10 protein-coding genes are annotated in these 13,767 nt (G+C 72.1%); 1 reads left to right on the plus strand and 9 read right to left on the minus strand.

Translation table 11 applies throughout. The annotated features are described in order from the left end of the window. Nucleotides 1–129 precede the first annotated feature (129 nt). From AB0N90_RS25245 to AB0N90_RS25285, 9 genes are read right to left on the minus strand one after another with little or no spacing between them, the layout of a single operon-like run. Nucleotides 130–1,413 carry an MFS transporter gene (locus AB0N90_RS25245; protein ID WP_365200202.1) on the minus strand — a complete coding sequence of 428 codons (1,284 nt, stop codon included), beginning with the start codon at nucleotides 1,411–1,413 and terminating at the stop codon, nucleotides 130–132. A gap of 46 nt (nucleotides 1,414–1,459) precedes the next feature. Then, a complete protein-coding gene (locus AB0N90_RS25250) occupies nucleotides 1,460–2,458 on the minus strand; it encodes a class I SAM-dependent methyltransferase (RefSeq protein ID WP_361675531.1) in 999 nt (332 codons plus the stop codon). Then, nucleotides 2,455–3,474 carry a GNAT family N-acetyltransferase gene (locus tag AB0N90_RS25255; protein ID WP_365200206.1) on the minus strand — a complete coding sequence of 340 codons (1,020 nt, stop codon included), beginning with the start codon at nucleotides 3,472–3,474 and terminating at the stop codon, nucleotides 2,455–2,457. Before AB0N90_RS25255 ends, AB0N90_RS25250 begins: the two co-directional genes overlap by 4 nt. Before the next feature lie 6 nt (nucleotides 3,475–3,480). Next, entirely contained in the window at nucleotides 3,481–4,311 is an 831-nt protein-coding gene (locus tag AB0N90_RS25260; RefSeq protein WP_365200209.1) for an isocitrate lyase/PEP mutase family protein, read from the minus strand. 59 nt (nucleotides 4,312–4,370) lie between these two features. After that, nucleotides 4,371–5,489 carry a phosphonopyruvate decarboxylase gene (gene aepY, locus AB0N90_RS25265; protein ID WP_365200210.1) on the minus strand — a complete coding sequence of 373 codons (1,119 nt, stop codon included), beginning with the start codon at nucleotides 5,487–5,489 and terminating at the stop codon, nucleotides 4,371–4,373. Next, complete coding sequence (locus tag AB0N90_RS25270; RefSeq protein ID WP_365200212.1) at nucleotides 5,486–6,529, minus strand: aminotransferase class I/II-fold pyridoxal phosphate-dependent enzyme; 1,044 nt, start codon at nucleotides 6,527–6,529, stop codon at nucleotides 5,486–5,488. The genes aepY and AB0N90_RS25270 overlap by 4 nt, the downstream gene beginning before the upstream one ends. Next, nucleotides 6,526–7,842, minus strand: coding sequence for a nucleotidyltransferase family protein (locus AB0N90_RS25275; RefSeq protein WP_365200214.1), 1,317 nt, complete (start codon nucleotides 7,840–7,842; stop codon nucleotides 6,526–6,528). The genes AB0N90_RS25270 and AB0N90_RS25275 overlap by 4 nt, the downstream gene beginning before the upstream one ends. After that, nucleotides 7,802–8,758 carry a nucleoside-diphosphate kinase gene (locus AB0N90_RS25280; protein ID WP_365200217.1) on the minus strand — a complete coding sequence of 319 codons (957 nt, stop codon included), beginning with the start codon at nucleotides 8,756–8,758 and terminating at the stop codon, nucleotides 7,802–7,804. The genes AB0N90_RS25275 and AB0N90_RS25280 overlap by 41 nt, the downstream gene beginning before the upstream one ends. Before the next feature lie 34 nt (nucleotides 8,759–8,792). After that, entirely contained in the window at nucleotides 8,793–9,680 is an 888-nt protein-coding gene (locus tag AB0N90_RS25285) for a GNAT family N-acetyltransferase (RefSeq protein WP_365200220.1), read from the minus strand. A 593-nt stretch (nucleotides 9,681–10,273) separates the two neighbouring features. Between AB0N90_RS25285 and AB0N90_RS25290 the strand changes: the two genes are divergently transcribed. Beyond that, nucleotides 10,274–13,723, plus strand: coding sequence for an amino acid adenylation domain-containing protein (locus tag AB0N90_RS25290; RefSeq protein ID WP_365200222.1), 3,450 nt, complete (start codon nucleotides 10,274–10,276; stop codon nucleotides 13,721–13,723). Nucleotides 13,724–13,767 lie beyond the last annotated feature (44 nt).

Below are 13,767 nucleotides of genomic sequence, written 5' to 3' on the forward strand. Positions count from 1 at the left end.
CGGCTCGGCCGGGTCCAGCTCGGCTCGGCCGGGTCCAGCTCGGCTCGGCCGGGTCCAGCTCGGCTCGGCCGGGTCCAGCTCGGCTCGGCCGGGTCCAGCTCGGCTCGGCCGGGTCCGGCTCGGGCCGTGTCAGACCGTGGTTCCGGCCGGCTCGTTCTCCGCGGCCGCGGGCCGGGAGGAGAAGGTCGTGCCGCCGCGCACCAGCAGCGGCAGCGGGGCCGCGACCAGCACGATGAAGGCGCTGACGATGAGCATGTCGCGGGTTCCGATGCTGGCGGCGACAAGGCCGGCCGCCGCATAGCCGAGCGGCATCAGTCCCTGGCTGCCCAGCCAGTCCAGGGCCATCACCCGGCCGAGGACCCGGTCGGGGACGTCCTGCTGGAGGGCGGTCATCCACAGGATGGAGAAGATGGTGACGCCGACGCCGGCGATCGCCCAGCAGATGAGGACGCCGACCAGCGGCAGCACGGCGAGCGAGCCGACCGAGCCGAAGATGGTGAAGAGGCCGCAGCAGGCGACGGTGCCCGGCCGACTGGTGCGGATCTTGCCGCCGACGATCGAGCCGATGATCGAGCCGACGCCGAGGGCGGCGAACGCACCGCCGTAGGCGGCGGATCCGCCGAGGCTCTTCTCGGCGACGATCGGGGCGGCGAGGAAGGCGGGGGCCACACAGAAGGTCATGACGACGGTCGCCATGCCGATGGAGGCGCCCACCCAGGGGCGGGAGCGGATCTCCCGGATGCCCTCGTTGAAGTCGCGCAGGCCGCGCCGGACGATGCCGCCGGGCTCCTCCTCGCCGGACGACTCGTCGCGCGCGTTGGCCGCGTCGGTCTCCTTGATGAACACGAGGGTGGCGAGGCTGGCGGCGAAGGTGCCGACGTCGATCCACAGCGCGGGCCCGGGGCCCACCCCGGCGATCACGAGGCCGGCCAGGGTCGGTCCGGCCACCATGGAGACGTACTGGGACAGGGCGCTGAGCGCGTTGCCGCCCTGGAGTGCCTCCTCCGGCAGCAGCCGCGGGGGCACGGCGCTGTAGGCGGGCAGGAACAGGCCCTCGGCGATGCCGATGGCGATCACGAGGACCATGAAGACGGCCGTGTTCAGGTGCACCGGGGCGATCGCGATGGCGGCGACACCGACGGCGCGTACGACATCCGCGCCGATCATCACCCGGGTGCGCCGCCAGCGGTCGCCGATGGAGGCCGCGAGCACGGTGCCCGCGGCCAGCGCGATGCCCTGCACCGCGAGGACCACGCCGAGCCCGGTGGCGCCGGAGTGTCTGTCCAGGACGACCATCGCGAGGATGATCGGGAACATGGCGTTGCCGATGGAACTCAGGGACTGCCCGGTCCACAGGAAGGCGAAGTCCCGGTGTTTGAGCGGCAGGAACATGCTGGGCTTGGGATCCGTCATGTACTCGATCTCTCAGGGGGGTCGGTTCGTCGCGGCGGTGGGTGCGTCAGAGGGGTCGTACGGCGGTGAGGCAGGTGAAGTGCGGTGGGGCGCTGGGAAGTTCGACCGTCCGCATACCCGTGAGGCCGGCCTCGGTGAGCCAGTCCGTCACCTCCGCCCGGGAGTACATGGCGCCGCTGCTGGTGCGGGCGGCCAGGAACAGCGCGTACTGGGCGCGCACGGGGTTCGTCTCGTACGGCCCGGAGCCGAGGATGTCGATGACGGCGAGGGTTCCGCCGGGCTTGACGGCGGCGGCCGCCCGGTGCACCAGGCGCTCGGCGTCCCCTGCGGTCTCCAGGTGCAGGATGTTGCCGAGGATCACCAGGTCGTGGGCGGCGGCGGGCAGTTCGACGTCGAAGTAGCTGCCCTCCAAGGTGGTGACGCGGGCGTCGAGGCCGGCCTCGGCCGCGTTGTGCCGCAGTCCTTCGAGGACCGGCGGCAGGTCCACGGCGGTGACCCGGGCGTCCGGCATCCGGGTGGCCACGGCGAGGCTCCACACACCGGAGCCGGCGCCGAGGTCGAGGACCGAGCGGGCGCCGTCGCCCATGCCGTACGGCTCCCCCTCCAGCGCCTCGGCCAGTTCGGCGGCCGCGGCCGGGTACATGTGTCCGAGGCCCTGCGCGACCTGGGCGTAGTGGCGGCCGCGTTCCTCCAGAGTGCCGTCCATGGACAGCAACGGCTTGCCGGACAGGAGCAGTTCGGGCAGGTGGTCGAAGAGGTTCAGATGGAGTTCGACACCGCCGGGGGCGTTGCGGGCGCGCTCGGCCAGTTCGGGGGATGCCTGGTAGCGGCCGTCGGTGTGGACGGCGGCGCCGCTGTGCACGAGGACGTTGAGGGTGAGGCGGGTGGCGAGCGGGTCGAGCGTGAGGTCGGTGGCGAACTCCTCGGCAGTGGCGGCCCGTTCGAGCAGGGCCGCAAGGAGACCGGCGCGTTGGGCGCCGAGGACCGCGAGCACGGGTATGCCCTGGTCGAAGACCTCGGCGAGCGCGGTGGCCGGCTTGGTCATGAGAATTCCCTTCGATCTTCCGAGTCGCACATCCAGGAGACGAGCTCGACGGGTTCGGCCCCCAGGCGCTGCTTCCACGCCGGGTTGGTCCGGCCCAGCTCGATGACCTCGCAGCCCTGGGACACCGCGTAGTCGACGGAGAGGTCCAGCAGCACGAGGTACGGACTGAAGTTGCTGCGCACCTCGCTCTCCACGCCGATGGCCCAGTTGTGCAGGGTCCGGCCGTCCAGGAAGGACACCGAGGCGGCGACCACGTGCCCGGCCTCCTCCAGGGTGAAGACGCAGGCGGGCGCGCCCACGTTGGTCAACAGGCCGGCCAGTGGCCCCTGTTCGTAGTAGCCGGGGTTGTAGCGGTCGGCGGTCAGCTTGAGGAGCCGGCACGCGTCCCGGACGATCCGCTCGGGCAGCGGGTCGCGGTAGACGTGTCCGGTGATCCCGGCCCTGGCCGCCAGGCGCAGCTGTCGGCGCGCGTCCTGCCGTACCCGGCCGGGCAGGCGTTCGAGGTGTTCGGCGAAGCTGGCGACGGCCGTCAGGGGCATCCGGAAGCGGTGGTTGCGCGGCACCCGGCGGGCCCTGCTCTCCAGGAGCGGGGTGAGCGGGGAGTCCAGTGCCATGTTGATGAATCCGAACTCGGCCGCGCCCCACGCGCGGGCCTGTGCCCGCATCGCTTCCCACAGGGGCTCGACCAGTTCCTTCTCCGCGTGCCGCAGGGGCAGCCGGGTGTCGTAGCAGTGCCAGAAGTGGCTGACCGCCCAGGGTGGGCCCGCCACGTTCCGCGTCCCGAACGGGTCCCGCGCGGGCACCAGGTACAGCGGCATGACCGCGGCCGGGTCGTCGCCGGAGCCTACGGTCAAGTACCGGTGGTCCAGGGTGGGTTGCAGGGGGCTGGCGGCGTACGAGGTGAGCAGTGCGGACCGGTAGAAGACCGGTGCGCCCGCGGCGGCGACCACGGCGTCCCAGCCGCGGGGGTCCGGGATCCGGGTGTGGGAGGAGATCCGTATGCCTGTGGCCGGCATCGGAGGCTAGCCCACTCGCTCGTCGGTCATGCGCAGCACCTGCTCCACCGGGGCGATGTCCTGCTCCACGGCGGAGAGCAGACACTCGCTGCGCAGGGTGCCGAGCATGGGCGGGAGTGTCGCCAGCATGCGGCGCACGACGACGTTGGCGAAGAGCACGGTGGTGGCGCCGTACTCGGCGAACGTCTCCAGCGGCACCTCGGGCAGCGAGGTGGGCGCGAGGGTGATCGGCAGCAGTCCGCGGACCTGTTCGAGGACGGGGAAGAGCTGGTCCTTGCACTTTCTGTTGACCTGGACGAACAGCCCGTCCACGCCGGTCTCGGCGTAGCGGCGCATCCGGCGGACCGCCTCGTCGACGCCGAGGCCGGCCACGAGCGCCTCGCAGCGGGCGACGATGCGCAGGTCCTTGCGCTCGGCGGTCACCCGCTCCAGGCGGTGGGCGAACTCCTCGGTGTCCATGAGGTCGCGGGACTCGTCGGCGGCGAGCGAGTTGCGCTTGGGGAAGACGTTGTCCTCGATGACGACGGTGTGGGCGCCGGCGTCCTCGAAGGCGCGGATCGCGCGGGCGGCGGTCAGGTCGCTGCCGTAGCCGTTGTCGGCGTCGACGAAGATCGGCAGGGTGGTGGCCGCGCGGACCTCGCGGATGACGGAGGTCATCTCGGTGGGGGTGAGCAGGTTCCGGTCGGGTATCGCGAAGCGCGAACAGACCTCCAGGCTGCCGAGCCACAGCAGGTCGAAGCCGGCGCTCTGCACCATCCGCGCGGTCAGCGCGTCGTGGACGCCGACGCCGATGGCGGTGGCGGGGGTCGGCCTCAGGGCGGTGTCGTGCACGGTCATGGTCTCAAGTCCTTCGGGTGGGGTGTCCGGTGGTGCCGTAGTGGGGTGGGGTACGGCGCTCAGCCGGCGGCTTCGGTCATGAAGCGGGCGCGGATCGCGTCGGGTTCCAGGCTGGCCGTCGCCCGTGGGGGCGCGGCGCCCGCGCCGGCGGTCGTCTCGATGACGAGCAGGGCGGGTCCGGGCTGTGAACCGACGTGTTCCAGCACGGGTTTGAGGTCGCTGAGGGAGGTGACGCGGCCGCCCCAGCGGTAGCCGCTGGCGCGGGCGACGTCCTCGAAGCGGGTGCGGGCTCCGGCGGTGGGCTGGCCGCCGGTCGATTCGTACTGCTGGTTGTCCAGGACGACATGGACGAGGTTGCCGGGCTGCTGGGCGCCGACGGTGCCGAGGGCGCCCATGTGCATCAGGCAGGCGCCGTCGCCGTCGAGGACGAAGACCCGGCGGTCGGTGCGGGACAGTGCGAGGCCCAGGCCGAGGGAGAGCGCGTGGCCCATGGAGCCCTGCATGTAGAAGTTGCCGGGGCGGTCGGCGCCGGCGAACAGCCAGCGGGAGGTGAACCCCGTGGTGGAGACGACCAGTTCGTCGCGGAGCAGTGCGGCGAGCGCGGCCACCACGTCCTCGGTGCCCGGCCGCCGGGAGGTCTCGGGGATCTCCTCGGTAGGGGCCGGTTTCGCCATCACGCCGCGCGGGACGACGAGGGCGGCGGTGCGTCCGGCCCGGACCGCGTCGAGGGCGGCGTCCAGGGTCGCGCCCAACTCCTCCGGGTCCGGCGAGAGTTGCCAGTTGGGCACCTGGAGCGCGTCGAGGAGCGGGACGGTGGCGGCGCCCATGAGCCGGTGCTGGGGCTCGTCGGACGGCCCGTCCGGGTCGCCGCGGTGGCTGACGAACATCAGGACACCGATGTCGTACGGCGCGGACAGCGAGGTGAGGGGGTTGACCAGGTTGCCGAGGCCGGAGTTCTGGAGCAGTACGGCGCCGGGGGTCCCGGCGAGGGAGAAGCCGCAGGCGGTGGCGAAGGCGGCGCCCTCGTTGGCGCAGGCCACATAGCGGCCGTCCTGCTGGAGCAGGGGGATCAGACCGGCGAAGTAGGAGCAGGGGACGCCCGCGAACCGGTCGACGCCCCGGTCGCGCAGCGCCCGGTCGAGGAGGTCCGCGGGCAGTGCCGGAGTGGTGTTGGTCATGTGTGTCCCTGACATCGGAGCCGGAGTGCGGTGCGGGGCGAGCGGGCCACCGCGTCGGCGAAGCGTATGGCCTCGGCGGCGCCGACCCCGAGGAACGTGGCGCGCAGGGCGGGCCGTTCGGCGTCGAAGTGGCGGGCGGCCACGGTCTTGAACCCCTCCTCCTGGAGCGCGGCGAGCGCGGACTCCTCCAGCTGCTCAGCGGTCGGGGCGGGGGCCTCTCCGGCGCGCGGGTCCAGCGGGATCAGCGCGTTGGGTCCGTCGAAGGCGGGGAAGTCGATGCCGTGCGCCGAGGCCAGCCGGTCTCTGAACGCGGCCTTGGCGGCGTCCACTTCGGCCAGCAGTCCGTCCCGGAGCAGGTCGAGTCCGCCGTCCCGGAGGAACAGTCCCCAGGCCCGCTGCCAGACCGGTGAGGGCGGGGTGCCCAGCAGTTCGGGGAACGCCTCCTCGAAGCAGCCGGGTCCGGCCATCCAGCCGAGGCGGGCGCCGACGCCCCGCAGCTTGTGCAGGGTGCCGACGCTGTCGGCCCCGGCGGGGGTGCCGGCCTGCCCGCAGAACCAGGCGTACGTCTCGTTGACCACGACGCGGTGGCCCTCGGCGGCCAACTCGGCGATGCGGGAACGCTCCTGGCCGTTCAGGGTGCGGCCGTCCGGGTTGCGGCCGGGCGAGGTGAACCACAGCAGGGTGTCCCAGGGTTCGCCGCCGAAGGCGCCCTTGAGCAGCTCGTCCCAGGAGGCCCGGGTCACCTGGGCGCCGGCGCCCGCGAGGACGGGGACGACTCCCGGGTAGGTGGGCCGTTCCAGCACCATGTGCCCGAAGCGCCGGGCGTAGGTGAGGGCGGCCGCCCGCAGGCTGGCGGTGATCGTCAACTGCTCCACCGGCAAGCCGAGTTGGGTGGCCAGCTCCTCTCGCAGGACCTCGTCGCCCTGCGGGGCGGGTACGGTCCACAGGTCGGTCTGCCGGGCCGCCCGGCCGACCCGGTCGGCCCACAGCCGGGTGGCCTCGTCCGGCCAGGGGGCGGGGGATCCGCTGAGGTCGATCACGCCGGCCCTGCCGTGAGACGGCGGGCGAGCGCGAGGCTGTCCCGGCTGATCTCACCCCAGACGGTGGGGACGAGAACGTCCCTGCCGTACCGGACGGCCCAGGCGTTCGCGTCGCCGAACAGGGTCATGCCCGCGGCGAGTTCGATGCTCGTGACCTCCGCGGGCGTGCCGTCGGCCGCCGTCTCGGCCAGCGTCTCCCACACCTCGCGCGGCACCAGCCGCCAGCAGCGGTCCCGTCCCGGATCGCCGGGGGCGGCGGCGCCGTCCGGGTCCGCGACGCGCGGGCTCAGGTCGGCGGAGAAGTAGTGGCGCGCGGAGTCGGCGAGGGCGGTGGCGGCCGTCTCGTCGGCGCCGCGGGCGCGCTCGTCCTCATGGGCCAGCTGGGCGAACGCCTCGGCGCGCGCCCCGGATTCCGGCGGGGTCAGCTCCAGTGGGGTCTCCTCCCCGAGGTCCGGGGGCAGTACGGCGGTGCTCTCCGGGTAGGCCTGGCGGACCGCGTTGACGACGCGGGCGAGGGCGCCCTGGGCGCGCACCGAGCGGCACAGCTCGCTCACCGACACCCAGTCCGGGGTGGTGTCGCTGACCAGGGCGTGCAGGTCGTTGACGTCCTTGACGGACAGCATCTGGTCGCACAGGGCGTGCGCGGCGGTGATCGCGATGGAGGTCTCGACGCCGGGCACGGTGGCCGGCCGCCCGAGCGCGGTCCCGGAGCGCCAGCCGACCAGCGGCAGCAGGCCCGCGTGGCCCACCGAGAAAGCGCCGATGTGCAGGTCGACGCGGGCGTACGGGTTCTTGTTGTCGGGGTAGACAAGGGAGACCTGGCCGTACACGGCACCGTTGTCATGCCACTTGAGCCAGGGCATCTCGTCGGTGTCGTACACCCAGTCGCGCTCGCGCAGCCAGTCGACCAGCGGCCGGGCGGCGGCCCACTGCGGGAACTGGACGTCCACGTCGCCGAGATGGCGCAGTTCGGGCCTGGGGTAGACGGACTGGGCGCACAGGCCCTTGATGATGCGGCCGCCGAACTCCTGGACGGCGTCGATGACTTCGCGCATCTTCGGGGCGGCCTCGGCCTGCCAGGCGTCGTCCTGGCGGACCTCCTCGGCGAGGAGTTCGTACAGCCGGTCGGCCCAGGGGGAGCCGGTGTGGCCGTCGAGGGCGGCGTGTGCGAGGCGGGTGACCTTGGAGCGGGAGAGGATCGCGTACAGATCCTCGGGGGTGATCTCGCCGTCCAGCGTGTTCAGCGCGGCGGCGACGGTCGAGGACGGCGGCTCAGTGCGTCCCAAGGTCATGATCGCGGTCTGCGTGTCCATGCGCGCCTTTCGTGGTGAGGACGGGCTCGAAGTACTGCGAGGTGGTCAGGACCGCGGTCTCCCAGGAGTCGCACGCGCAGCCGTGCCGCCGGAGCACGAGGTCCACCTCGGACAGGTCCCAGGGGGCCGCGCTCGGGTCGAAGGGGTGCGCGAGGACGGCGAGCAGCGGATGCCCGGCGGCCTCGGGGCGGACCAGGTCGGCGAGGCGGCGGCCGGCGTCCGGGCGGGCGAGTTCCCCGTGGGCGGTCAACTGCTCGGCGAGGGCCCGGCCTTCGTCGCCGAGTTCGGTCCACAGCGCGGAGACGATACGGCCGCGCAGCGCGCCGAGGACGGCGACATGGTCGCGGGACTCCTTCGGCTGGGTACGGGCGAGCACCGAGAGGTATCCGTCGAAGGTCCCGCCGTCGTGGAATGCCGCGAGCGGTTCGGGGCCGAGTATCGCGGCCGATTCCCGGGCGGCGTTCGCGGGGCTGTCCGACAGATGGAGCAGGCTCAGAATGGCGTTCACCGAGCCGACCTCGTGCCGGATCGAGCCGGGGCGCGTTCTCGGCGGCGTGCCGCCTTTGATTTCGTGCAGAACGGCGTACCGTTCCGCCGCGCTGCGGGACACTTCGTCGCGCAGCCGCAGGGCGACCGATGGTCCGAGCGAGAAGAGGGCGTCGAGGGCCCGATAGCGGAAAGTGCTTCCGGCGCCGACGTTCTGAATCTCGGCAATGGCGTCGATCTGCTGGGCGGTCACTCGCACTTCCCGCCATCCGACAGGCTTGAAACCCGCGACCGCGAGATGGTCGAGTATGGCGCCGACTCGCTGTTCGCGCAGACTGTCCGGACTGATCAGGCAGAACGCATGAGTTTGCCAGACCGATTCATCGAAAGACTGTCCCTCTCGAATGGCCCGTTCGTCTTCGATTGTCATGGGGCCTTTCCCTGTATTTGCGAGTCAAGGATCCCTAAATGTGCCCGTCAAGGCGCAGGGCGGCGCCGTACAGCGGAGCGGCGACGCATCCTCGGAGTTGCTTCGCCTCCCAGGAGCCGAGGCCGTAGGGAATGATCCGGACGCCCCGCTCGGGTGCCAGCTCGATGGGCTTGTAGAACAGCGTGGCGAAATAGGTGAGCCGGGAGTTCGGGTCGGTGTAGTCCGCGCCGGCGAGGGTGGGCATCCAGGTTTCGCCGTCCTGGACGAAGACGCCGAAGCCCAGGGTCTTTCCCTCGCGTTCGGCCGTGACGACGGTGATCTCGTCGTCGTCGAAGCAGGACCGCAGCCGGCGGATCATCGACGCCTCTTTGGCGGGGTCGGCGCTCCCCCCGTACTTGACGACCAGCTGGCAGCGCAGGTCCACCAGCTCCGGCTCGTCGTCCCGCAGCGGGCGGGTGGTGACCCGCACCGCGGCCTCCTTAAGGGCGCGCAGCTCACGGCGTACGCGGACCCGGCGGCGCGAGGACAGGGTGCCCAGGTAGCCGTCGAAGTCGGACCAGGTGACCTGGAGATCGCAGCGGGCCGCGAACTCCACGACCGGCCAGCCCGCCGTGCGCAGGGCGTTCGTGAGCGGCGCCGCCTCCGGGGCGAGGTACTCGAAGGCGATGCCGCGCAGCCCCTGTTCGCCGGCCCACCGCCGCAGCCGCTCCAGCAGGACGGCGCAGGCCGTCTCGTCCTTGGCGAGCCTGCCCACCGGCAGCGCCTCGTAGTGCGGCATCAGCACCAGCAGGCAGGGATAGACGTCCTCGGGCGCGAGGTCCCGCCAGGGGTGCGGACCCTCGGTCGCCAGGCCCTGATAGGCCGAGGCTCCCGAGAATATCGAATACGGATCGATGCGGGTATTCGGTGAGGGACCCGTCATGACCGAGCCATGGAGCGCTAATTCAGGCTCACCCGACATCCCGCGCAGAAAGATGGTGACGCGTTCTCCGGGCAGCCGCTTCGGTGCGAGGCGCAGCCAACGGTCCGTCGTGGTGGCGGGGATGGGTGCGGGAGTAGCGGCGACAATGTCGTCCCAGGAGCCAGGAACGCCTGGCTCCACTTCAATCGCTAACGCGGCTTTCGTCGTTTCTGGCTCGCCAAGATGCCGAACATGAGGCATGGGTAGATCCCCCGTCGCGCACAGATCCGTCACAGACACCGGCCCGAATGATCGATGCAGTCAAACACACCACCGAGAGCGAGGCAAGAGGATCATCAGCAAACCACGAACCCAGGAAGATGTCCCGATTTCCCGTTATGTCGACTTCGCCTTGGGCGGAAGTCGCCTCGGGCTATTGACTCGGCGGCTGTTGACTCCCCGCGACGGTCCGTGATTAGCTCCCGAACCATCTGCCACTAATCTCCTCTTACCGCTGCCGGTACGGCCTGCCCTCATGCGTGCGGCCACTCGGGATTTGTCAAAACATTTATTCCTGCCCACCTGAGCATCTGAACGCCCTAAGGAGTAGCAGGATGGCTCATCTCCTTGAGGAACTCGCGCTTTCGGTACTCCCCGGGGAGGCGGACACGGCCGCACTCGCCGAACTGAGCTTTGTGCGACTGGGTGGTGACTCTCTGCGGGCGATGCACTTGGTCTCGCTCGCCGAGGAAAGGCTCGGTGTCGCCGTTCCACTGGGACGGCTGCTGACGGACGAGCCGTTGCGCGCCGTCCTCACGAAGGCGGAGGCGGAGACGGAGACGGAGGCCGATCAGGTACCGGCGCCGAGACCCGCGGCGCGCGGCCCCCTCACCGAACCCGCCCGCCCCGAGGGGCAGTTGTCGCACGCACAGCAGGGCATGTGGCTCACCGAGCGGGCGGTCGGCGGCTCGCCGTACAACCTGGTCTTCGCCGCCTTCGCCGAGGGGCCGCTGCGACGGGACCTGCTCGCCGGGGCGGTGGTCTCGGTGGGGCGCCGGCACGAGAATCTGCGCACCCGCTTCGTGGACGCGGACGGGCGGGTCGACCGGCAGGTGGCCGACGAATTCACCGTGCCGCTCGAAGAGTTGGCCTACGACGCGGAACGCGACGGCGACTTCGAGTCCTTCGTGCGCGCGGCGGCGACCCGGGAGGGGCGGGTGGTCTTCGCTCTCGCCGACGCTCCCCCGCTGCGCTTCCTGCACACGTCCGCCGGGGACGGCCGGCACGCCCTGGTCCTGATCGCCCACCATCTGCTGCTGGACGGCTGGTCGGTCGGCCTGCTGCTGCGGGAACTCTTCGACGCCTACGACCACCCGGACCGCCCGCTCACACCCGCACCTCGCTTCCAGTGCCTGCTGGACCACCAGGAAGGGCTGTCCGGCAGCGGGATCTGGGACCGGCAGGGCGCGTTCTGGGAAGGTCATCTCGCGGGCGTCCCGGCCGTGTTGGAGCTGCCGAGCGACCTCCAGCGTCCCGCGCTCCAGGACCCCTCGGGCACCCGCACCCCCTTCGACCTCGGCACCGAGACCTCGGCCGGGATCACCGCACGCGCCCGGGAGTGCGGTGTCACCCCCTTCGCCCTCCTCCTCGGCGCCTACGCCCTCGCCCTCGGCCGCCACACCGGCGCCCGCCGACTGCTGATCGGCGTGCCCCTGGCGGGACGCACCACCCCCGAGCTGCGCGAACTGGTCGCGGTGACGGGCAATCTGGTGCCGGTCAGGATCGATCTCGACGACGACCACGGCATCGGCGAGTATCTGCGCGCGGTGCAGCGCTCCCTGGCACTGAGTCTGGAGCACGGCTCGCTGCCCGTCGACACGCTGGTCACCCGGCTGGGCATGGGCGGCAGCACCAGCCGCCATCCGCTGGTGCAGTTCTGCTTCGGCATGCACGACCAGCTGGTGCCCCGGCGCCTCGCCACCCGGGAACTGGCCGTCCGGATCGAGGAACTGCACGGCGGGGGCTCGCAGTTCGACGCGACCCTGTTCGTCAGCGACAGCGATCCGTCCTTCGCCGGCAGCCTGGAGTACGCGACCGGGGCCCTGCTCCCGGCGGAGGCCGAGGCGTTCCTCGCCGACTTCGCGGAGGCCGTCGTACGGCTGGCGCGGGATCCGGCGCACCAGATCCTCGAAGACGTACGGGCCCTGTCCGCGCCCCAACGGGCCCGGCTCGACCGGCTGAACCGGACCGAGCAGCCGTGTCCGGCGCTCACGGTCGAGGAGTTGTTCCTGGCCCAGGTCGAACGCCGGCCCTCGGCGACGGCCGTACGCGAGGGCGAACAGGCCCTCACCTACACCGAGTTGGCCGAGGCGGCGGCACGGCAGGCGGCGCGGCTGCATGCGGTCGGGGTGCGGCCGGGGGACACCGTGGTGATCGCCGTGGAACGGTCGGTCGCCGAGATCGTGGCGGTCCTGGGCGCCCTGTGGGCCGGGGCCTGCTATCTGGGGATGGACCCCGCCCTGCCCGCGAGCCGCGTCGACCAGATGTTTGAGCGGGTGAAGCCCGCGGCCGTGGTGGCCCGAGCGGGCGCAGAGCTGGGGCGGCTGGGCGAGATCGGACTGCCGCAGGTGGAGCCCTGGCCGGCCGGCGCCGACGCGAGTGCCGTAGGGCCGAGCGGTGACGGGGATCCCGGGCGGGTCGCGTATCTCGCCTTCACCTCGGGCTCCACCGGAACGCCCAAGGGGGTGCGCCTGCCGCATCGGGCGGTCGCCCGGCTGGTGCACGAGGCCGCCTATCTGCGGCTCGGCCCCGGTGAGCGGATGCTCCGCCTCGCGCCGCTGGGCTTCGACGCGTCGACCCTGGAGATCTGGGGCCCGCTGCTGTCCGGCGCGGCGATCGAGATCCTCCCGGCCGGGCTGCCCGCACCGGCCGAGATCGGCGGCTTCCTGCGGCGGCGCGGGGTGACGGTGTGCTGGCTGACCTCGGGCCTGTTCCGGCTGGTGGCGGACTTCGCCCCGGACGGGTTCACCGGCGTACGGCACGTGCTGACCGGCGGGGACGTGGTGCCCGCCCGCCAGGTGGCCGCGCTGCTCGAACGCCATCCGCATCTGCTCGTCACCAACGGGTACGGCCCGACGGAGAACACCACCTTCTCCACCGTGCACACCGTCGGCCGCGCCGAGGACGTCGAGGACCCGCTGCCGATCGGCGTCCCGGTGCCCCGCTCCCGTGCGTACGTCCTGGACGAGCGCGGCCGGCTGCTGCCGCCCGGGGCCGCGGGCGAACTGTATGTCGCCGGGGACGGACTGGCCCTGGACTACGCGGGCGACCCGGACGGCACCGCCGAGCGCTTCGGGCACTTCTCGGCGGACATATCCGAACGGCTTTATCGGACAGGGGACTTGGTCCGTCTCGACGCGCGGGACCGGCTGCGATTCCTCGGCCGGATGGACGACCAGGTCAAGATCCGCGGCTTCCGGATCGAACCCGGCGAGATCGCTGCGGCGCTGCGCGAGCACCCCGGGGTACGGGACGCCGCCGTGGTGGTCGCCGACGACGGGGGCGTGAGCAGGCAACTCCTCGCCGTCTGCGTCCCCTTGGACACCGGCGCGGCCCCCTCGACCGCCGAACTCGGCGCGTTCCTCGAAGAGCGGCTCCCCGCGTACATGGTGCCGGGGCTGTGGGCGATCGTGGACGAGATCCCCGTGACCGCCAACGGGAAGACGGACCGCGCCCGGCTCGCCGGACTCGGCCGGCCGGCCACCGGAGTCCCCGCCGCCCCGGCCGAACAGGACGGGCGGCGGCCCGAGGTGGCGCGCTTCCTGTGCCGGGTCCTGGAGCGGGACGAGGTCGGGGACGACGACAACTTCTTCGACGTGGGCGGCAATTCGACCCGCGCGGTCCGGCTGGTCGGGCTGCTCAGAAGGGAGTTGGGCATCGAGGTGGGGCTGCGGGACTTCCTGCGCGCACCGACCCTGTCCGGCCTGCTGCGCACCCTCGCCCGCGACTCCGGGCCGACGAAGGGCCCGGCGACCGGTCCGGCACCTGGTACGGCCGCCGTGTGAACCGCCGTGTTCACCGCCGCGCGATCCGCGAGAGCGACCACCGC

The organism is Streptomyces sp. NPDC093018 (assembly GCF_040684035.1).
GTDB classification, from domain to species: domain Bacteria; phylum Actinomycetota; class Actinomycetes; order Streptomycetales; family Streptomycetaceae; genus Streptomyces; species Streptomyces murinus.

Excerpts from the sequence above, each read along its gene's own strand:
- AB0N90_RS25245 (WP_365200202.1), bottom strand. The coding sequence starts at position 1,413 with ATGACGGATCCCAAGCCCAGCATGTTCCTGCCGCTCAAACACCGGGAC.
- AB0N90_RS25250 (WP_361675531.1), bottom strand. The coding sequence starts at position 2,458 with ATGACCAAGCCGGCCACCGCGCTCGCCGAGGTCTTCGACCAGGGCATA.
- AB0N90_RS25255 (WP_365200206.1), bottom strand. The coding sequence starts at position 3,474 with ATGCCGGCCACAGGCATACGGATCTCCTCCCACACCCGGATCCCGGAC.
- AB0N90_RS25260 (WP_365200209.1), bottom strand. The coding sequence starts at position 4,311 with ATGACCGTGCACGACACCGCCCTGAGGCCGACCCCCGCCACCGCCATC.
- aepY (WP_365200210.1), bottom strand. The coding sequence starts at position 5,489 with ATGACCAACACCACTCCGGCACTGCCCGCGGACCTCCTCGACCGGGCG.
- AB0N90_RS25275 (WP_365200214.1), bottom strand. The coding sequence starts at position 7,842 with ATGGACACGCAGACCGCGATCATGACCTTGGGACGCACTGAGCCGCCG.
- AB0N90_RS25280 (WP_365200217.1), bottom strand. The coding sequence starts at position 8,758 with ATGACAATCGAAGACGAACGGGCCATTCGAGAGGGACAGTCTTTCGAT.
- AB0N90_RS25285 (WP_365200220.1), bottom strand. The coding sequence starts at position 9,680 with ATGACGGGTCCCTCACCGAATACCCGCATCGATCCGTATTCGATATTC.
- AB0N90_RS25290 (WP_365200222.1), top strand. The coding sequence starts at position 10,274 with ATGGCTCATCTCCTTGAGGAACTCGCGCTTTCGGTACTCCCCGGGGAG.